A 19464-nucleotide genomic window follows, 5' to 3' on the forward strand; every position below is an offset into this window, starting at 1 on the left:
TACTGGTGTTGGGTGCATTATGAACTTACTAAGCTCATCTGTAGGAAATTGTTGAGGAAAATCTTTAAATATTCATTTAATAGATATTTTGCGTTAAATGCTAAATCCTTTTCAACACTACAATAATAAAAAAAATTATTTTAAATCCACTCCCAATTATTAGGGTTTGAACACTTTTATTTTTGGATTATTTGGATCAGTAAGGTCAATATTATCTATTTTTTCAGAAAAATTAATTTTCTTAAATTCATTATTTAGGTAATTGATTATTTGAATTTGATAGTTTATTAAATTAGGATTAAATCCAAGGAAAATTGTGTTTAAATTTTCTTCCTCAAGAGTTAGAAAACCGTTTGGTGAGAAGGTTATTTTATCTATCTCTAATTCATAATTTTCTTGGGCAATTAATAATTCAGATAATATTTTTTGAAATTTTTCTTCCCAACCAAAAACTTTTATAGTTAAACTCTCCAAATTGCTTTTTTCCGCATATTGTTTATTTATAAAAACTCCATCTTTATCAATAAAGCCAGATATTTTTTCGTTATTTACTATTCTCTCGCCGTAGGCTATTGGAATTCTTGTATTAACATGTACTCTCAAACCAAAAGGAAATATTTGTCTATTAACAGAAACATTCTTGAGGGATAAAGGTTGTTTTAACTCTTTTTCTAAAAAATTAGTTTTAATAAAAATTAACCGGATTGGAAATTTTAAAGATGAATTATTCACCACATCATTCTGCGAGAATAATTCACTTCCTGAAATTCTAATGTCCTGAATATTGACCTTTTTTAAGGTTTTTAGACTTATTAAGCTTGTTGATAAAAATAAAATTAGCAATAAAAAGCTTCTATTGTTAATGGTTTTTTTTGTTTTCACAAATCACATCGAGCTTTTTCCATCAATTGGTCCATCCATTTTCTTGCCTGTTCTGCATCTGAAAATGGTACATCCATCTCTTTCCCATTACCTACTAATCTCAATCTGCACTTACCTTGAGATTCACTTGTTAGAGGAGCTTCTCCTGAAGTTAAGGCCATTAATTCAACTAATTCTAATTTCTTGATTGTGAAACTATCTTTTTCTTCAAATGAGCCAGCTTCAAATGCACTCCATCTTAATTCCCCATCTTTCAAAGACGCAGCACCAGAACTATCTAACTTACAAAGTTCAGATCCATTTGCCCAGCTTCTAAAAAGATTTTGCCTTCTTCTTTCTAACCATCCTAGAGCAGTTAATAAAATAAAGATTAAAAGTAATGGTAACCAAAGAAATCCATGCAACATTTTATTCGAATTATAAATCTAGAGATATATCTACCAGTTTAGCCACAAGTTGTTGAATATTTAAACCTGAAGATTTCCAAAGCATAGGAAACATACTGTTTTTTGTAAAACCAGGAATTGTATTTATTTCATTTAACAAAATTCTATTTGAAGACTTTTCTAAAAAGAAATCTACCCTTGCAAAACCAAAAATATTTAGTGCTCTGCAACTTTGAATAGCAATTTCTTTGATTTGTTGGGTGAGTTTAGGATCTATTTCGGCTGGAATAGTTATTTTATTATTTGAGTTATATTTTGAATCGTAATCATACCATTCACTTTCGTACTTTACTTCGCCTATCTCAGAGGCTAAGAGTTTTGAATTTCCAATTATTCCACATTCAATCTCTCTTACCTCTAAACCTTCTTCTACTAAAATTCTTGGATCTATTTCAGAAGCTATTTTTAACGCTTGTAATATTTCTGATTCATTTATGACTTTAGAAATGCCAAGAGATGATCCAGAATTAGATGGTTTAACAAAAGCAGGAAAATTTATTTTTTTTGAAATCTCATTAATACAATTATTTATAACTTCTTTATCATTGAAATCTTTATTTTGAAAAGCTAGATAATTAGCTTGTGGAAGTTTAAGACTGGAGAAAATTGTTTTCATAGTTATTTTATCCATTCCGAGAGCAGAGCCTATGATTCCACATCCAACTAAAGGTTTCTTAGTAAATTTAAGTAAACCATGAATTGAACCGTCTTCGCCATTAAATCCATGCAGAAGAGGAAACCAAACATCAACATTTTGAAATTCAATTCCTTCTAAGAAATTAATTTTTTCTTGATTTAAAAAACCTTGTTTTTTTGCTCTATTGCTTTCAATCTCACCAATTAGGATCTGTTCTGAGATATCACTATTAAGCCATTCTCCATATTTGTTTATGTAAAAGGCTTTAACAGTAAAGCGTTGCTTATTTATTTTTGAAGTAAAGGCTTGATAAACAGTCTTTGCAGAAGAAATCGATACATCATGTTCATTGGAATAACCACCAAATATTAGTCCTATACATTTTTTCTTATCCCCAATCATTCAGAAAAAATCATATGCAAAGTTCACCTGTCAAAGAAAAAGGTCTTGCTTCATTTATTCTGACATTAATCTCATCTCCTAATGAAAATTTAAAGTCACTATTATTTGGGAGTTCTACAAAAGTCAATCTATTTGTCCTTGTTCTACCCATAATTTGCGATGAATTCTTAGGATTCGACCCCTCAATTAGAATACTTTCTATATTATTTAAGTATCTTTCATTTCTTTTCTTAGCAGTAGTTTCTACCAATTCATTTATTTCTTTTAATCTTTCTTTTTTAATTTCCTCAGAAATTTGATTGTGCCATATAGCTGCAGGTGTATTTGGTCTTGGAGAATAGGCAGCTGTCATAACTTGATCAAAGCCAATATCAGAGATCAATTTCAACGTATCTCGATATTGTTCTTCGGATTCTCCAGGAAAAGCAACTATTGCATCTGCAGTAATAGAGGCATTTGGCATCAATGATCTTATGTTTTCAATGATTCTTTTGTATTTATCAATAGTGTATCCTCTGGCCATTAACTTAAGAATTTCATTATTTCCGCTTTGAAATGGAATATGAAAATGCTCACAGACTTTGTCTAATTCATAACAAGCTTGTATCAATCTTTTAGAAAAATATCTTGGGTGGCTGGTAGCAAATCTTATTCTATGAATTCCCTCAACATCATGAATGTAATAAAGGAGATCAGTTAAGGTATTCTCTTTAATACCCTCTTTTGTAGTCTGAGGGAGATCTCTTCCATAAGCATCGATATTCTGACCCAAAAGAGTAATTTCCTTAAAATTATCATGTGCTAATTTTTGTATCTCACTTTTTATTGCATTTGGATATCTTGATTGCTCTTTACCTCTAACAGAAGGGACGACACAATAAGAGCATCTTTCATTACATCCATAAATAATATTAACCCACCCACAAATTGAGCTCTCCCTTCTCGCATTTGTAATATCCTCAGAAATGAAGGTCTCTTCTGTCGCAGCGACTTGATTCCCTGAATCAACTTTACCCAAAAGATTTTCAAGGTTATTGACGTGTTGAGGCCCCATTACTAGATCAAGTTCAGGAACTCTTCTTAGTAAGGACTCACCTTCTTGTTGAGCAAGACATCCTGCCACAACGAGCTTTAAACTTGGTTTTTTATGCTTTCTTTTTGCCTGCCTTCCTAAAAAACTATAGACTTTTTGTTCTGCATTGTCTCTTATAGTGCAAGTATTATATAAAACCAAGTCTGCTTTTAGTTCATCATCAGCTCTTGTATATCCCATTTTTTCTAAAGTTCCAGCCATTCTCTCAGAATCAGCTTTATTCATTTGGCATCCAAATGTTGTTATCCAATATCTGCCAATAGTTGAATCTTTTTGGGATTTTTTTTCGTGATTTATTGTTTCTGTTAGCACTTTTCGAATAAATTTAATGACTCTATTATTTCAAAATTACAAGTTATATAATTTTGGTGCAATTTTTAGAGGGCGAGCGAGGGGATTCGAACCCCCGAATAGCGGCGCCACAAGCCGCTGCCTTAACCACTTGGCGACGCCCGCCTCACATTTATAAATTTAACAACTCAAGGGCAATATTTCATAGTCATTTTATCTTTTAGAAAAATTTGAATTAATTTTTTATTCAGTAAAGTTTTTTTATGTTTTAAAATAAACCTATAAGCAAAAAAAATTTGAGTAATTCCGGTAAAATTGAGGCTCTAATACCTAGATGCCTTTGTTCAATTGAAAATAGTGATAATCTCAATATTGATTTTGAGGATTTATGTTCAGTTTCAATATCTTGGGAAAATGGATTTGTTTCTGAATTAAAGCCTTTAAAAATTAAAAATAAAAAACCAAATAATATTCTATTTCCTAGATTTGTCGAAGCTCATTCTCATATTGATAAATCTTTTACTTGGGAGGAATTCCCAAATTTAAGATCGAATTATGATGGGGCATTATCAATTAATTTGCAAGAACATAAGACTAGAAATACCAAAAAAGTACTTGAAAGAGCAGAAAAGTCATTAAATTTAGCTATTAAAAATGGATATAGAGCTATTAGAAGTCATATTGATACCTATCAAAATCAGGAAAATGATGTGTGGACAGATCTCTTTAAGTTACAAAGAAAATATTCTTCTAAGTTACAACTTCAATTTGTTGCTCTTTCGCCTTTAGACTTTTGGCAAACTAAAAATGGAAAAAAGTTAGCAAAAAATTTTTCTATACAGAAAGGTATTCTTGGAGGGGTTGTAGTCCCTCCTTTTGATAAAAGAGAGACAAGAAAATTGCTCTCTAAAATGCTTTTGCTTGCTGATAAATATAAATTAGAAATTGATTTACATATAGATGAATCAATTACGGAACCTGGAGCAGGAGTAAAACTTCTTTTAGAAGTTATAGATAAATTAAAGATTCAAGTTCCAATTACATGTAGTCACTTGAGTAGCATTTTATTTCTCAAAGAAAATGAGATATTAAATTTAGGAAAAAAATTGGCTGACAAAAACATTAAGGTTGTTGCTCTACCTCTTACAAATTTTTGGTTACTTAATCACAAAAGTAAAATTACATCTTTAAAAAGACCAGTTGCACCTATCAAACAATTACAGAAATCATTAGTTGATGTTTCAATAGGTAGTGATAATGTTCAAGATCCTTGGTATCCATTTGGTGATTTTGATCCACTTTATATGATGTCTTGCTCAATACCTATGCTTCAACTAAATCCCTGGGAGAGAATGACACTATCTTCTATTTTTTTAGCTCCAAGCAGATTATTAAACTTAAAATGGGATGGTTTAATTAAAAAGGGTTGCCCTGCTGATTTCGTGATTCTAGATGCACAAAAATGGGCAGATATTTTTTCGAGCACTTTAAAAAGAAAAGTTTATATCAAAGGCAATTTATATTGCTAATCTACTATTTTATGTAGAACATGAACAATTTAATTAATGTCTTCAAATAATCTTGAACTTATAGACAAATTTAGGGAAGTAAATAACTTAGAAATTATTGAAAGCCAATCTGATATAAAAAGACTTTCAAAAGATTTTTATAACTACTCTCCAGTCCTTACAGAAAAATTAGACGGATGTATTGCTGATTTGGTGGTAAGACCTAGTGATCATTATGCAGTGAAGAAAGTAGCAGAAATTTGTTGGCAGTTTAGTATCCCACTTACTTTAAGGGGTTCAGGTACAGGTAATTATGGACAAGCGGTCCCTTTGTGTAGAGGAGTTGTAATGCAGATGACTCGCTTTAATAATCTTGAGGAGTTTGATCCTGATACAGGTTTTGTGAAAGTACAGTCTGGCTGTTTAATGGGAGATTTGAACAAACAATTAGAGAAGTATGGGAGGGAATTAAGGTTGCTTCCTAGTACTTGGAAAACCGCTACAATTGGAGGCTTTATTGCAGGTGGATCAGGAGGTATTGGATCGATTAGGTGGGGATTCTTAAGAGATCCTGGCAATCTTATAGGTTTAGAAGCAGTGACGATGAATGAAAAACCTGAGTTATTAAAATTTGATGCTGAAGAATCCGAACCTCTAAATCACGCCTATGGGACTAATGGAATCATTACTTCTTTATTACTTGCTACTGATATCAAACGTAGATGGCATTCAATGGTTATCGATTGTATTGAATTTCAAAAAACAATAGAAATACTAAAAACTCTTACCAGCGCAGCAATTGATCTGAAACTGGGAGCAATCCTCGAAGAAGAAATTGTAGATCAAATGCCAACTTGGCTTAAAAGTAAATCTAGAAGTCACAAGATCTTAATTCAAACTACTGTTGGAGGAATAAGAACAATCGAACTGATTTGTAAAAAATTCAAAGTTGAATCTTGTCTCCTAGGAGAAGAAGAAAAACTTATTAATGGAATTTCTGAAGTCGTATGGAATCATACCACTCTTCATATGAGGTCTAGGGATAAAAATTGGACATATTTACAGATGCTTTTACCTTTGAATAATGAACTTGAGTTAATTAATTTTTTGAGAAAGAAATGGGGTAAAAAAGTTCTTTGGCATATAGAGGCAGTTTCTCAGCAAGGATCGCCACGATTAGCTGCTTTACCAGTATTAAAGTGGAATGGTTTAGAAGAATTAAACGAAATAATAGATGATTGTAAGAGCCTTGGGGCGTTTATTTTTAATCCCCACGTTTTAACTGTCGAGGGCGGAGGACTTGGAGTGGTGGACGCTGATCAAGTAAAAGCAAAACTAAAATTTGATCCTAAAGGGTTACTAAATCCAGGAAAATTAGAGGGTTGGGCAATTAAGGAAAAATTTAATGTTTAATCTTTCTGTTCATTTGCAAATTTTATAAATTCAGCGACTAAAAAAATAGAACCTGTTAAAACAGGATGATTTATTGGCCATTTTTTAAGAGCAAATAAATATTTTAAGGCAAATTCAAATTTCTCGAACTCAATTATTTTTTGGAAATCAATCCCTTCAACTTCTAAGAGATCTTTTAATTTCCAACTAGGTTGGTTGGGAACTGGTACAATTAGTAAATGATCGTTTTTCTTTAGAAGTGTTTTTAATATCGCTGGCATATCTTTTTGTTTTTGCACACCTATAATCCAATAAATCCCTTCCTCTTGATTATTCCAATTGCTTCTCTCATTTGAGAGCGCTTTTGCAGCAGGATAGTTGTGTGCACAATCTACAAGTATTTTTTTGTCCATGTAATTAATTATTTCTAGCCTTCCATGCCAAATTGTTTTCTTAAGACCTTCATAAATATATTTTTTTTTCACCTCAAATCCAAGTTTATTAAGTGCTTCAATTACTCCAAAGGCCACTGAAGCATTTTGCTTTTGAAAAATTCCTTTTAACCCGATTTCACAACTGTTTGAAATTGAATCTTTCCAGATAATTTCGGCTCCAACCTCTTCAACTTTTTTGTTTATTAAATTTTCAACTTGATTATTTTGACTACACGAGATGACTATTGAGTTTTTTTTTATAACTGCTAATTTTTCTTCGGCAATTTTCTCAATTGTATCTCCAAGAAATTCTTTATGATCTAATCCAATGTTCCCAATAGCAATAATTGGTCTTAATTTATGGGCTGTTGTTGCGTCTAATCTTCCCCCTAAGCCTGCTTCAAGAATAAGCAATTCAACTTGCCTTTCATCAAAAAACTTAAGTGCACAGCAAATAATTTTTTCAAAAGGAGTTAATTCATAAATTGCAAAATTTTTTTCTATCAACCTGAAAATTTTTTCAAACTCAATAGAGTTGATATTTTTTTTATTAACTCTAATCCTTTCACAAATATCAAAAAGGTGAGGAGATGTGGTTACACCAAAATTCTTGTGGGCTTCAAAAAGTATACTTTCTAAAAATGCAGTGATTGAACCTTTCCCGTTAGTTCCAATAATTTGAACTGCTGGAATATTTCTACACGGATTACCCATTTCTTGGAGAACTTTCTTAATTCTAGTTAAACATAAATTGATATTATCCCTTTCATCTTTAGGCATTATTAATTCAAAAAATTTTAAGTTGGCATTTTTCAAAATTTAGGGAGCTATTTATATCTCTTCAAAAATTGAATTTAGTTTATCTAAAAGAATGTTAATTTCTCGTCGAGATATAACTAATGGTGGGACAATCCTAATAACGTTACCACCTGCAGGCACTACAAGTAATCCTTTATCAAAAGCTTTTAAGGTTATTTTTTTTGCATCTGCATAATTATTATTGATTACAAGACCTTGTATTAGACCTAAACCTCTTTTCTCGCAAATAATTTCAGGAAATTGTGTTAACAATTTTTCAAACCCAGCGTTTAATTGTTCTCCTCTTAAATAAACGTTATTGAGAAGATTTCTTTTATTGATTTCTTCCAAGACAGTTAAGGCAGCCTTACAGGCGAATGGGTTGCCTCCAAAAGTGCTTGCATGGTCTCCTGGAGAAAAAATATTAGCTTTTTCCTTCACCAATAATGCACCAATTGCGTGACCTCCACCTAATCCTTTAGCCAGAGTAAACCCATCAGGTTCAATTCCTAAATGCTCATAACCCCACATTTTTCCAGTTCGACCTACCCCACTTTGGACCTCATCAAAAATAAGAAGAGAATTATAATTATTGCATATTTCTCTAAGGCTTTTAAAAAAGATTTTACTTCCTGGAATTACGCCACCTTCTCCTTGTATTGGTTCAACTAAAACTCCAGAAATTAATTGATCATTATTTTTACATTCTTCAAATAATTTTTTTACTGAATTGATATCGTTATATCTAAAAAACTTGAACCCTTTAACCATTGGTTCGAAACCTTTTTGGTATTTGGGCTGACCAGTAGCACTCAAAGCTGCTAATGTTCTGCCGTGAAAACTAGATTCTGCTGCAAGAATAATTGATTCTTTACCTTCATTTATTGCATTCCCATATTTCTTGATTAATTTAATCGCGGACTCATTTGCTTCAGCACCACTGTTGCAGAAAAAAACGCTTTCAGCGCAACTCAAATGGGTTAAAGTTCTGCTTAATTGTTCTTGTTCCTCAATGTTGTAGAGATTTGAAATGTGTTGAATTTTCTTTAGTTGATTTGATAGCCTTCTTCTTAAAACTCTATCGCTATGTCCAAGACTACACGTCGCTATCCCCGCCACTGCATCTAGATACTTTTTACCTGCTTTGTCCCAAAGCCAACAACCTTTTCCTTTTGTGAAAGAAATTTCGAATCGACTATAAGTATTCATCAATGTGGGAGCGGTCGGACTTGAACCGACATACCCGAAGGTGCCGCATTTTGAGTGCGGTGCGTCTACCAATTCCACCACGCTCCCAAGGCTTTTGAAAAATAAAGAACTTTATTATTATAACAAAAATTATTTTATTGACTATGCTGTTTGTAGCTTAAAGCGGCCGTTCAGAATTACTGTAGGCATTAAATAAAGTTTCTCTAGCAAAAGGTATAATCACATTTTTGGGATCGCTGACAAATAACAAGAAAAACAACGCATACTTATGCATTTTTGATGCATTTATGTGACAAATATAGAAAAACAGTCTTAAGTTCCTCGGTTTAGCTTCATATTGTGTAATATTGTGTTATATTAATAAAAAAAGTAAATGTCTAAAATTCAATCAAATAAACTTTCTTTAAAATTTGCATCTTATCTTTTTATAGCATTAACTATACTTACAACATTTGGATTTAATGGCGGTACTTGGGTATGAACCATTCCAAGATTAATGGTTTAAATAAACATTGGTCTAAACGTTTTTTAGTATTATTTCTAGTATTTTTAGGATTCGTTTCATTAATAAATATCGCTTACGTTTAATAAATGAAATTTTAAATAATTTTTTTAAGCCGCTTTAATATTTGAAATACCCACTTTCATACTATCAAATTCGTATTCTTTCTCCTCAACAATTTCATTATAAGATTCTCTAGATATAGAAATACCTAATTTTTTTAGTTTTAATTCGAAATTTTCATAACCCCTATCCAAATGTTCTAAACCGTATATCTTGCTATTCCCTTTAGCGATTATCCCGGCAATTATTAATGCGGCTGAAGACCTTAAATCTGAACCAACTAAATTCATTCCCTTAATTGTATTAACACCTTTGATATAAGCTACGTTTTTATTTAATTTTATATTGGCACCCATTTTATTAAGTAAATGTATGTGATTCATTCTGTTTTCAAAAATTGTTTCAGTTATCTTTGATTCACCATTAGCGATTGTCATTAGAGCTGTAAATGGTGCTTGCAAATCAGTAGGAAACCCTGGGAACGGTGCTGTATAAATATCTACTCCTTTAATATCTCTACCCTTTATCGTTATTGAATTACCCTTTATAGTAATTTTGCTTCCACTCTCTTGAAGCTTATTTGTAACAGCTTCAAGATGATGAGGGATCACAGGGGAAACTGTTATGGAAGACGAAGTAGCAGCAGCAGCTATTAAAAAAGTTCCAGCTTCTATACGGTCTGGAATTACTTTATGAGTACATCCCCCAAGTTTATTTACACCATCAATAATTATCTTATCTTTCCCAGAGTCGTAAATTTTTGCTCCCATTTTATTAAGCATTATGCATAAATCCTGAATTTCAGGTTCTTTTGCAGCATTCTCAATAGTAGTTCTTCCTTCAGCTAATGATGCAGCCATTACGAGCGTTTCAGTTGCTCCTACGCTTGGACACTTTAATTTGATATGAGTACCTTGTAGTTTATTTATCTTTCCCTTTATTTTTGCTTTGACAATTCCTTCTTCAATAAGAATTTCTGCTCCTAATGCTTTAAGTCCATTGATATGTTCATCTATTGGCCTTGAACCAATTTTGCATCCTCCAGGTAAGGGAAGTTTAGCTTCTCCAAATTTAGTTAATAGTGCACCGATACAAAAGAAACTAGCTCTAATTCCATTTACAAGTTCATATGGAAGTTCTTTTATGGAAATATTTTTTGAATCTATTTCTAATTTATTGTTTTTATCTACAAAGCAAACTCCTAAATTTCTAAGGATATTAGCCATTTTTTCAATATCTGTAAGACATGGAACATTCTCAAGAATTATTTTTTCATTAGTTAATAAAGATGCTGCAAGTAAAACCAAAGCAGAATTCTTTGCGCCACTTATTTCAACTATCCCTTTTAATTTACCTGGACCTATTATCTGTAAATTTTGAGATCTTAGATATGACTTTTTTTCACTTTCGCAAATCATTAAAAGTTAATTGATTAGATGTATCATGACAAACTAATAATATTAAGTCCACCATCTGTAACGTGGGTAAATATTAATTAAAAATAAAAATATGTTATGTAATTTTTAGGAAATAAATTTTAAAAATTATTGATCAAAACTTTTATGGAATTAAAATAAAAGTGATAAAAATTTTAAAAATTCCTCATAGAAAATACTTTTTTAAAAATAACTAGTAAAAACAATAATCTAGTTAAAAGATTTAGATCATTTAAAAGTGGTTCTTCTCGAAAAGACAAAGACTTTTTCTGCATTGAGGGTACTCATCTCATTGAAGAGTTGTTGAAGTCTGGAAATGTTCCTTCCAAAATTTTAGTTACTGAAAAATGGCTTGGAAAAAATCAAAATCTTAGTAAGAAGTTTGATCAGTCTGTAATAACTATTGTTTCAGAGGAAGTTTTAGCATCTGCGATATCAATAATTAATCCAGATGGCATTGCAGCATTAGTTGAAATTTCATCAATACCTAATTATCAATTTAATATTGAAGATGATTTAGTTCTTGTTCTAGATAGGATTCAAGATCCTGGGAATATGGGTAATCTTTTTAGAACTGCTTTAGCTGCAGGAGTCGATGCAATTTTTTTAGCCGGGGGGGCACACCCATTAAGTCAAAAGGTTTTAAGAGCATCATCTGGTGCAGTCTTTCACCTCCCATTCCTAAGATTTGAGGGTACTGAAGAAGAAATAATAAATTCACTATTAAAGTCCTTATCTAAATTGTCAAATAATAGGTTTCAGATATTTTCTACTAGTAGTCATAATAAAAGCTCTAAAAAATCTTCAAAGCCTTACTGGGAAATTGATTGGACTAAAAGGACTTCATTGATTTTGGGTAATGAGGGTCAAGGTATTCATAAAAAAATTCAAGAAGCTTTTAATGAAACAATTTCAATTCCGCATAGTGAGCTAGTAGAATCATTGAATGTGGCTTGTGTTGCAGTTCCATTATTACTAGAACGGAAAAGAGTCGCATACATTTCTAATACATAAATAAAAAGTGACTGATTCAAGTTTTGATTTTGATTTAATAGTAATAGGAGCAGGGTATGGAGGTTTTGATGCCGCCAAACATGCTGCTGGTAAGGGACTGAAAGTCGCAATAGTAGAATCTTCTGATATGGGAGGTACTTGTGTTAATAAGGGTTGTGTCCCCTCTAAAGCTCTTTTGGCTGCAAGTGGAAAAGTTAGAGAAATAGCTGATTATGAACATTTAGCCAAATTTGGTATTCATGCTTCCCCAGTAAGGTTTGAGAGATCAAAAATTGCAGATCATGCAAATAATTTAGTTAAAAATGTTAGAGAAAATTTAACAAAAACTCTCAAAAGGAGTGGAGTGGAAATCATTTTAGGCTTTGGAAGACTTGAAGGAAATCAAAAAGTGGGTGTGAGAGATAAAAATGGAATTGATAAAATCTTCACAACTAAGAATATTGTTATAGCAACTGGATCTTCTCCTTTTGTGCCTCGTGGAATAACTTTGGATAATAGGACTGTATTTACTAGTGATGACGCGGTTAAACTTGAGTGGCTCCCAAGATGGATAGCTATTATTGGCAGCGGATATATAGGCTTGGAATTTGCCGATGTTTATACCGCGCTAGGTTGTGAAGTTACCATGATCGAGGCTTTGGAAAATATTATGCCAACATTTGATCCAGACATTACAAAAATTGCTAAGAAGAACCTTATTCAATCAAGAGATATAGATACAAAATCAAATGTCTTCGCGACAAAAATAATACCTGGATGTCCTGTAAAAATAGAACTTACAGATGCAAAATCTAAAGAAGTGGTAGAAACTTTAGAAGTTGACGCTGTACTCGTTGCAACTGGTAGAAGTCCAAATAGTAATAATTTAAATCTTGAGTCTGCTGGGATCGAAACGGTAAAAGGTTTCATTCCTATAGATGATCAAATGAGGGTTAAAAATGGTGAGGAAATAATACCTAACATTTGGGCTGTTGGAGATGTAACTGGCAAGCTAATGCTTGCCCATACAGCGGCAGCGCAAGGTACTATTGCTGTTGATAATATTTGTGGTTGTAATGTTGAAATTAATTATAAAAGTATCCCTGCTGCAACCTTTACTCATCCTGAGATAAGTTCAGTTGGTTTCTCCGAAGCTGAAGCTAAAGAAATATCAGCAAAAGAAAAATTTTCTTTGGGAGTTGTCAAAAGTTTCTTTAAGGCTAATTCAAAAGCATTGGCTGAATTGGAGAGTGACGGGATGCTCAAGTTGATTTTCAATAAAGATAATGGGAAAGTATTAGGTGCTCATATTTTTGGGTTACATGCAGCTGATTTAATTCAAGAAATTTCGAACGCTATTTCAAGGAACCAAGATGTAATTGGATTATCTACAGAAGTACATACTCATCCCACTCTTAGTGAAGTAGTTGAGGTCGCATATAAGCAAGCGGCTTCTCAAATAAAGGCTTCTCAAATAAAATAGTATTCATAGTTAATGGAAATAAGACGCAGACCACCAAATCCAACAGTTAGGGTAGAAAATTTAGAATATGCTGTACCTCACAGAGAGGCACAAGCAAAAAATATTCTCGAAGAAATTGTATGGCATAAGGACATTGAAATTAAAAATTTTAAAAAAATAGTTTCTTTGGAAGATCTAATAAAAAAGATTGATAAACTAGCCCCTCCTAAAAATTTTTATAAAAGTATCTTCGAGTCAAGAATAAAACCAGGAGTAATTGCTGAGATTAAAAAAGCTAGTCCTAGTAAAGGTGTTATTAGAGAAGATTTTAATCCCGAAGAAATAGCCATTTGTTATGAAGGATTAGGCGCATCTTGTATCTCAGTATTAACCGATAAAAGGTTTTTTCAAGGTAGTTATGAAATACTGGAATCTGTAAGGAAATCGACTAATCTCCCTTTGCTCTGCAAAGATTTTATTATTTCTGCTTATCAGATATATAAAGCAAGGGTATCTGGTGCTGATGCAATATTATTGATAGCAGCGATTTTAAGCGATTACGATTTAGTTTATTTAAAAAAAATTGCTTATAATTTAGGGATGAGCGTTCTTGTTGAAGTCCATAATGAAAATGAATTAGAAAGAATATTAAAGTTAAAATCTTTTAATTTGGTTGGAATAAATAATAGGGACTTAAAGTCTTTTAATACAGATTTAAAAACATCAATAGAATTGATGAATATATATTCGGATATATTTTCAAAACAAAATATTCTTCCCATTAGTGAATCAGGAATTAATTGCTCAGAAGATATAGAATCCCTTAGATCCATTGGAATCAAAGGTGTCTTAATTGGTGAAACTTTTATGAGAGAAAGTAATATAGAAAAATCTTTCAAAAAACTATTTAACTTAATTTAATTTGACATTAAATCGTGCTTTTTACTCTTGACACATAATTGTTCTATAAAATTAAATAGATAAAGTCGTATTAAATATAAATGCAGGCTGTAATACTAACAGGTATTTTCGCAGGATTTATTCATGTAATAAGTGGAGCAGATCACCTAATCGCAATGGCACCCTCAGCAATTAATAGTCCCCAAAAAGCTCTTAAAAATGGCTTTTCATGGGGATTGGGTCACTCTTCGGGAGTTCTTTTATTAGCTTTTCTGGCAATTTTTATAAAGGATATTACTCCGTTAAATAAATTCTCTAATATTGCTGAATTTTTGGTTGGAATTTCGCTTCTAATTGTTGGAGTAATTGCTATAAAAAATTCTTTTCAATTAAGCATCCATTCTCACCCTCACAAACATGAAAATGGTTTTGCTCATCGTCACTACCACTTTCATACTAAGGAACAAAAAAATAATAAAAAGCACACCCATGCTTTAACAGGTTTAGGATTACTTCATGGTATTGCTGGAGGTTCGCATTTTCTTGCAGTTCTACCTGCATTAGCTCTTCCTTTAATTAGTGCATGCTTTTATTTGATTTTATATTTGATTGGTTCATTAATAAGCATGAATCTTTTTACTTGTTTAATATCTTTTACAACCTTAAACGTGGGTCAAAAATTTATTAAAAGACTAATCTGTGTTGCAGGAGGGCTATCCTTTTCAATGGGATTATTTTGGATTCAAAGAAGTGCGTTTATTTTTTTGAATTAAAAAAATCTTTTAATTTGGGAATAATTAATTTAGAGGTGAAAATCCCAATGATTTTTTCGTTATTTAATAGTCCAAATTTATTACTATCTTCGCTAAATTTAATATTGTCGCCAAGAACCACAATATTATTTTGATTAACTAAACTTATTCTTTTAATACAAATTATATTTTTAAGTGGATGATTGAAAATTACAATTTCTCCAGGTTTAGGTTCTAATTTCCCCTCCTTATACATTTTGAAAAATATAATGTCACCTTCTTTAAGGGAAGGCAGCATGGAATCACCCCTAACAATAGCGGTTTTTCTTAAACCCAAGAAAAATAAAATTAAGTCAAATAAAATTTTGAAGGTAATTATTTAACTAGCTTTTACGAAAGCATCTGATCTTCCTTTGGATGCCCAGAAAATATTATGAATCTTTTCTACATAACTCATTAGTTCTTCAGCTTGAGCTAAATCAATATTAACTTTGCAAGCACTACATAATTTAGCTGCCTTCCAAATGGTTTCATGTAAGTCTGGATAAGTTTCTAAGTGCACTGGCTTAAAATAATCTGTCCATAAAATTAGAATTTCTTTTTTAGTTTCTTTTGCTTGCTCTTCTTTAACTGCAACATATCTAGCAAATGTATTACTGTAAGCAGCCCATTCTTCTGAGTCAGTGCTAGAAGGAGGGTCTAGTGAAATAAGTTTTTTTGTCATTGATAAAACTGCTTCTGCTGCAACCCTTGTAGAAGCTGGGTCGTAAACACCACAAGGAGCATCGCAGTGAGCGTTTACAGTCATTGGAGATGACTTATATAAAAGGGAATTGATGAATTTACTTAACATTTCGAATATTTAATGTTGTACATATATTACTTAGATAATAACTAAATTGAAAAGTCTTAGATATTTTTCTTACTTAAATTTAATTGACTTTTAATAATTCAACTTCAAATATCAAAGTGGCATTCGCGGGGATCACATTTCCTGCTCCTCTAGATCCATATCCAAGTTCTGGTGGGATTGTTAATTTTCTTTTACCTCCAACCCTCATGCCAGCAACACCTTCGTCCCAACCTTTTATTACTCTTCCGGCACCCAAGGGGAAGCTGAATGGGGCTTTGCCTATACTTGTATCAAATTGTGTTCCGTCTTCTAGAGTCCCTGTGTAATTTACGGTAACTGTTTTTCCTGGACTGGCTTCATCTCCTTCTCCATTTAGGATATCTGCAATAATTAGGCCACTTTCTGTAGTCCTTGAATTACTACTCTCTGATTGTGTTTCTTCTGCCATAGCGAAAAGGATTGGATTTGGATCTGATGGGTCTAGTTCAAATAAATTATTATTTGAGACATTTGATGGTTTTGCTAAAGGTGTTTTTTGAACTAACTTGGTTTCTGATTCGGCAGCATTAACAACTTGTGGTGAATTAAATTGACTGAAAAGAGTTAATGAAACGCAAAAAACAAAAACTGCAAAACTAATAAAGACTTCTTTCACTTAAATTTTGAAAGTTACTAACACTAATATTACAGAATAAAGGTACAATAAATGGGTGATTATAAATTTAATTTCGAATTTTAGATTGTTAATATCAACTCAAATTAAAAGTTTAAGACAATATTTTTACCCTTGTTTTGGTGGCATCTTAGGAGGAATATCTGTAGCATCTCATTTTTGGCTGATTTTTATGCCGATTTCTTTGTTCATTTTATGGAAGGGAAGTGAGAGAAAAATAGCAAATTTTTGCTGGGGTTTTTTCTTTATTTTGATAAGTCATTCTTGGCTTTATGATCTTCATCCATTGACTTGGCTTGGGTTTTCATGGCTTGTAAGTTTAATAATTACCATTTCAATATTATTATTTTGCGCTTTTTTGGGTGGGTTATTAGTTTATTTATGGGGGCTGTTAGTTGAAATCTTTCTCTGGAAAGAGGATGTTTTTAAAATGAAAATTTTACCTTTAAGTGTAAAAGTAATTTTTTTATCTTTGACTTGGAGTATTGGTGAATTGATACTTTCTCAAACACCTTTTTTTTGGATAGGTTTAGGAGAGAGTCTTGTCCCAGGTGATATTTATCTTGCTGGTTTGGCAAGATGGATTGGTGCAACTGGTTTATGCGCATTACAAATATTGATTGGATTTTGGATTTTTTTTAGTCACGGTAGATGGAGAAGAAAAATTCAATTTAAAAAAACATTTATTTACGGACTATTGGTGATTATTTTTTTACATTTACTAGGGGGTTTAACAACGCCAATAAAAAGAAATTATGAATATCCAGTAGCTATTTGGCAAACCAATATACCAACAAGAGAAAAATTAAAAATAGATGATGAATTCATTAAAGAAAAACTATCCATCGCTCAAAAATATACTTTAGCCAATAAAGCGAAACTTCTTGTTGCTCCTGAAGGAACTTTGTCTAATAACTTTAATCTGGGTAAAACGATTAAGGTTAATTTGTTGGCGGGAGGGTTCAGAAATTTTAATAATGAGATAAGAAGTTCTTTACTCGGATTTAAAATTGGAGATCAATCTTTTACATCTTTTATAGATAAAAATAGACTTGTTCCATTGGGTGAAAAAATACCTAGATTTTTTAATAATTTTTCAAGAGGATTTTCCGCGGTAGGAGGGATTCAATCAGGCTCTGATTCAAGATTTTTTGATCCTAAATTTACACCACCTTTAGCTATAGCTATTTGTTACGAAATTAGTGATGGATTGAAAATAAGAAAGGCTATCAATAGCGGTGCAAAATTAATAATAACAGCAGCAAATTTAGATCCCTATCCAAATAAGCTATATGATCAATTTCTATCTATGGCTAAATTAAGAAGCATAGAAAATAGCAAAGACAATTTACTTGTTTCTAATACTGGACCCTCGGGTTTAATTAGTGATGTGGGAAAAACAATACGACTTCTGGATCTGAATACTGAGCAAAATGAAATAGTGTTCCCTAATATTTCATCAGAAAAGACTTTCTATACAAAATTTGGAGATAAACCTATTTTGTTATTGTTAGTATTTTTTTTGATATTAAATTTCTTTTGGGAAATTAATTAATCCACCACCTAGTAGAATTTCTCCTTTATAAATGACTGCAGCTTGGCCAGGTGTAACAGAACTTTGGCTTTCTTCAAAAATTAATTTAAATAATTTAGTTGGACTATCTGAATTTTTCAAAGGAATTAGAGTCCCCTTTACTGGTTGACTTCTGTATCTGATTTGCGCTTCTACTTCGATTTCTTTCTCGGGTTCTTCGATTGAAACCCAATTAAACTTATTTATTATTAATTCTTTTTTAAAAAGATGACTTTTTTCTGCTACATATACAATGTTTTTTTTCTTGTCTAAACTTTCCACATAAAGAGGTTCTGGCCAAGCAATACCCAATCCCTTTCTTTGGCCTACAGTAAAGTGTTGAATACCATCATGAGTTCCAAGAATCTCGCCATTAGTATGTATGATTTCTCCTTTTTTGGACTCAATGTGTTTATCAATAAACCTTTGCATTGATCCGTAATGCTCAACTAGGCACAGATCTTGACTTTCTGGCTTTTGAGCAGTTCGTAGTCCTAATCTTAGAGCTTCCTTTCTTGTCTCTTCTTTTTTCATTTCACCAAGAGGAAACTCTAATCTGCTTAACACTTCTTGCGTAAGAGAATAAAGAAAATAACTTTGGTCTTTGTTCTTGTCAGCACCTCTGAGAAGTAGGTAATCTCGAAATTTAAGGCCCTTGCAATTAAGAATTTCACTAGAAGATGATTTCTTTATCCTTGCGTAATGTCCAGTTGCAATATGAGTAAAGTCTTTTTTGTTTATTGCGTAATTAAGCATCTCTTCAAACTTCACATTCTTGTTGCACATCGAACATGGAAGGGGAGTAAATCCTTTCTCATAGCTTTCAGTAGTTTTCTTAATTACTTCTCTTTCGAAAATTTCTCTTGAATCGATTATTTTATGATGAATTCCTAAATCTTCACAAAGACCAGCAGCATCTACTAATCCTTCAGAACAACAGGAACCTTGTCCTTTCAAGAGCCAAAGAGTTAACCCTTCAACATTCCAGCCACTCTCTACAAGAAGAGCAGCTGAGAGTGAACTATCTACCCCACCAGAAAGACCTACAATAATATTTTTCTTCTTCTTAGCTTTATTATTAGTAAAACAGTTCTCTAATTTTTTATTCTTTTGTGTCTTTAACATGGAAGTTTAAATTTTTGAACAGTAATTAGATTGCTTTGTA

Annotated in this window: 18 protein-coding genes and 2 tRNA genes; 7 read left to right on the forward strand and 13 right to left on the reverse strand. The window is 32.0% G+C overall.

All coding sequences use genetic code 11. The features are described from left to right. Positions 1-159: 159 nt before the first annotated feature. The 5 genes from EU92_RS07025 to EU92_RS07005 form a co-directional block, all read right to left on the reverse strand. Positions 160-882, reverse strand: a complete 723-nt coding sequence (locus EU92_RS07025) for a cell division protein FtsQ/DivIB (protein ID WP_032513109.1) — start codon at positions 880-882, stop codon at positions 160-162. Then, a complete protein-coding gene (locus EU92_RS07020; RefSeq protein WP_032513108.1) occupies positions 879-1289 on the reverse strand; it encodes a hypothetical protein in 411 nt (136 codons plus the stop codon). Before EU92_RS07020 ends, EU92_RS07025 begins: the two co-directional genes overlap by 4 nt. Before the next feature lie 10 nt (positions 1290-1299). Then, complete coding sequence (locus EU92_RS07015) at positions 1300-2367, reverse strand: D-alanine--D-alanine ligase family protein (RefSeq protein ID WP_032523517.1); 1068 nt, start codon at positions 2365-2367, stop codon at positions 1300-1302. Between the two features lie 10 nt (positions 2368-2377). Continuing rightward, a complete protein-coding gene (gene miaB, locus EU92_RS07010; protein WP_032513106.1) occupies positions 2378-3772 on the reverse strand; it encodes a tRNA (N6-isopentenyl adenosine(37)-C2)-methylthiotransferase MiaB in 1395 nt (464 codons plus the stop codon). 71 nt (positions 3773-3843) lie between these two features. Further along, positions 3844-3916, reverse strand: a tRNA-His gene (locus tag EU92_RS07005). 131 nt (positions 3917-4047) lie between these two features. Between EU92_RS07005 and EU92_RS07000 the strand changes: the two genes are divergently transcribed. After that, positions 4048-5280: an amidohydrolase family protein gene (locus EU92_RS07000; RefSeq protein ID WP_032513105.1), complete on the forward strand. Its 1233-nt coding sequence runs from the start codon at positions 4048-4050 to the stop codon at positions 5278-5280. Between the two features lie 36 nt (positions 5281-5316). Next, positions 5317-6672 carry an FAD-binding oxidoreductase gene (locus tag EU92_RS06995; protein WP_032513104.1) on the forward strand — a complete coding sequence of 452 codons (1356 nt, stop codon included), beginning with the start codon at positions 5317-5319 and terminating at the stop codon, positions 6670-6672. Here the strand turns inward: EU92_RS06995 and EU92_RS06990 are convergent. From EU92_RS06990 to murA, 4 genes are all read right to left on the reverse strand, one after another. Then, positions 6669-7901 carry a bifunctional folylpolyglutamate synthase/dihydrofolate synthase gene (locus EU92_RS06990; RefSeq protein WP_032513102.1) on the reverse strand — a complete coding sequence of 411 codons (1233 nt, stop codon included), beginning with the start codon at positions 7899-7901 and terminating at the stop codon, positions 6669-6671. The genes EU92_RS06995 and EU92_RS06990 overlap by 4 nt on opposite strands. Positions 7902-7916: 15 nt before the next feature. Then, positions 7917-9092, reverse strand: a complete 1176-nt coding sequence (locus EU92_RS06985) for an aspartate aminotransferase family protein (protein ID WP_032513184.1) — start codon at positions 9090-9092, stop codon at positions 7917-7919. Between the two features lie 5 nt (positions 9093-9097). Continuing rightward, positions 9098-9179: transfer RNA gene (locus tag EU92_RS06980), tRNA-Leu, on the reverse strand. 525 nt (positions 9180-9704) lie between these two features. Next, a complete protein-coding gene (murA, locus tag EU92_RS06975) occupies positions 9705-11075 on the reverse strand; it encodes a UDP-N-acetylglucosamine 1-carboxyvinyltransferase (protein ID WP_032513101.1) in 1371 nt (456 codons plus the stop codon). A gap of 186 nt (positions 11076-11261) precedes the next feature. Between murA and EU92_RS06970 the strand changes: the two genes are divergently transcribed. From EU92_RS06970 to EU92_RS06955, 4 genes are all read left to right on the forward strand, one after another. Then, the gene (locus EU92_RS06970; RefSeq protein WP_342665545.1) at positions 11262-12107 is read left to right on the forward strand and encodes a TrmH family RNA methyltransferase; all 846 of its coding nucleotides are present in this window, start codon (positions 11262-11264) and stop codon (positions 12105-12107) included. Between the two features lie 7 nt (positions 12108-12114). Continuing rightward, entirely contained in the window at positions 12115-13569 is a 1455-nt protein-coding gene (gene lpdA / locus EU92_RS06965) for a dihydrolipoyl dehydrogenase (RefSeq protein ID WP_032513098.1), read from the forward strand. Between the two features lie 12 nt (positions 13570-13581). Then, the gene (trpC, locus tag EU92_RS06960; RefSeq protein WP_032513096.1) at positions 13582-14469 is read left to right on the forward strand and encodes an indole-3-glycerol phosphate synthase TrpC; all 888 of its coding nucleotides are present in this window, start codon (positions 13582-13584) and stop codon (positions 14467-14469) included. An 80-nt stretch (positions 14470-14549) separates the two neighbouring features. Further along, positions 14550-15221, forward strand: coding sequence for a hydantoin utilization protein A (locus tag EU92_RS06955; protein ID WP_032523518.1), 672 nt, complete (start codon positions 14550-14552; stop codon positions 15219-15221). Here EU92_RS06955 and sodX read toward each other — a convergent pair. The 3 genes from sodX to EU92_RS06940 form a co-directional block, all read right to left on the reverse strand. Next, positions 15205-15537: a nickel-type superoxide dismutase maturation protease gene (gene sodX / locus EU92_RS06950; RefSeq protein WP_241432554.1), complete on the reverse strand. Its 333-nt coding sequence runs from the start codon at positions 15535-15537 to the stop codon at positions 15205-15207. The two genes, EU92_RS06955 and sodX, sit on opposite strands and share 17 nt — an antisense overlap. Before the next feature lie 42 nt (positions 15538-15579). After that, positions 15580-16053 (reverse strand): superoxide dismutase, Ni, encoded by a 474-nt coding sequence (sodN, locus tag EU92_RS06945; protein WP_032523519.1) that lies wholly within the window; start codon positions 16051-16053, stop codon positions 15580-15582. A gap of 79 nt (positions 16054-16132) precedes the next feature. Next, a complete protein-coding gene (locus EU92_RS06940; protein ID WP_032513093.1) occupies positions 16133-16708 on the reverse strand; it encodes an FKBP-type peptidyl-prolyl cis-trans isomerase in 576 nt (191 codons plus the stop codon). 85 nt (positions 16709-16793) lie between these two features. On the opposite strand from EU92_RS06940, the gene EU92_RS06935 reads away from it, so the two are divergent. Then, the gene (locus tag EU92_RS06935) at positions 16794-18281 is read left to right on the forward strand and encodes an acyltransferase (protein ID WP_032513092.1); all 1488 of its coding nucleotides are present in this window, start codon (positions 16794-16796) and stop codon (positions 18279-18281) included. Here EU92_RS06935 and mnmA read toward each other — a convergent pair. Continuing rightward, positions 18255-19424 (reverse strand): tRNA 2-thiouridine(34) synthase MnmA, encoded by a 1170-nt coding sequence (gene mnmA / locus EU92_RS06930; protein WP_032513091.1) that lies wholly within the window; start codon positions 19422-19424, stop codon positions 18255-18257. The genes EU92_RS06935 and mnmA overlap by 27 nt on opposite strands. Between the last annotated feature and the right edge of the window lie 40 nt (positions 19425-19464).

Source organism: Prochlorococcus marinus str. MIT 9107 (assembly GCF_000759855.1).
GTDB lineage: Bacteria > Cyanobacteriota > Cyanobacteriia > PCC-6307 > Cyanobiaceae > Prochlorococcus_A > Prochlorococcus_A marinus_N.

Coding starts and splice junctions, on each gene's coding strand:
- EU92_RS06955 (WP_032523518.1), top strand. CDS start 14,550: ATGCAGGCTGTAATACTAACAGGTATTTTCGCAGGATTTATTCATGTA.
- EU92_RS07015 (WP_032523517.1), bottom strand. CDS start 2,367: ATGATTGGGGATAAGAAAAAATGTATAGGACTAATATTTGGTGGTTAT.
- murA (WP_032513101.1), bottom strand. CDS start 11,075: ATGATTTGCGAAAGTGAAAAAAAGTCATATCTAAGATCTCAAAATTTA.
- EU92_RS06985 (WP_032513184.1), bottom strand. CDS start 9,092: ATGAATACTTATAGTCGATTCGAAATTTCTTTCACAAAAGGAAAAGGT.
- EU92_RS07020 (WP_032513108.1), bottom strand. CDS start 1,289: ATGTTGCATGGATTTCTTTGGTTACCATTACTTTTAATCTTTATTTTA.
- sodN (WP_032523519.1), bottom strand. CDS start 16,053: ATGTTAAGTAAATTCATCAATTCCCTTTTATATAAGTCATCTCCAATG.
- EU92_RS06995 (WP_032513104.1), top strand. CDS start 5,317: ATGTCTTCAAATAATCTTGAACTTATAGACAAATTTAGGGAAGTAAAT.
- mnmA (WP_032513091.1), bottom strand. CDS start 19,424: ATGTTAAAGACACAAAAGAATAAAAAATTAGAGAACTGTTTTACTAAT.
- trpC (WP_032513096.1), top strand. CDS start 13,582: ATGGAAATAAGACGCAGACCACCAAATCCAACAGTTAGGGTAGAAAAT.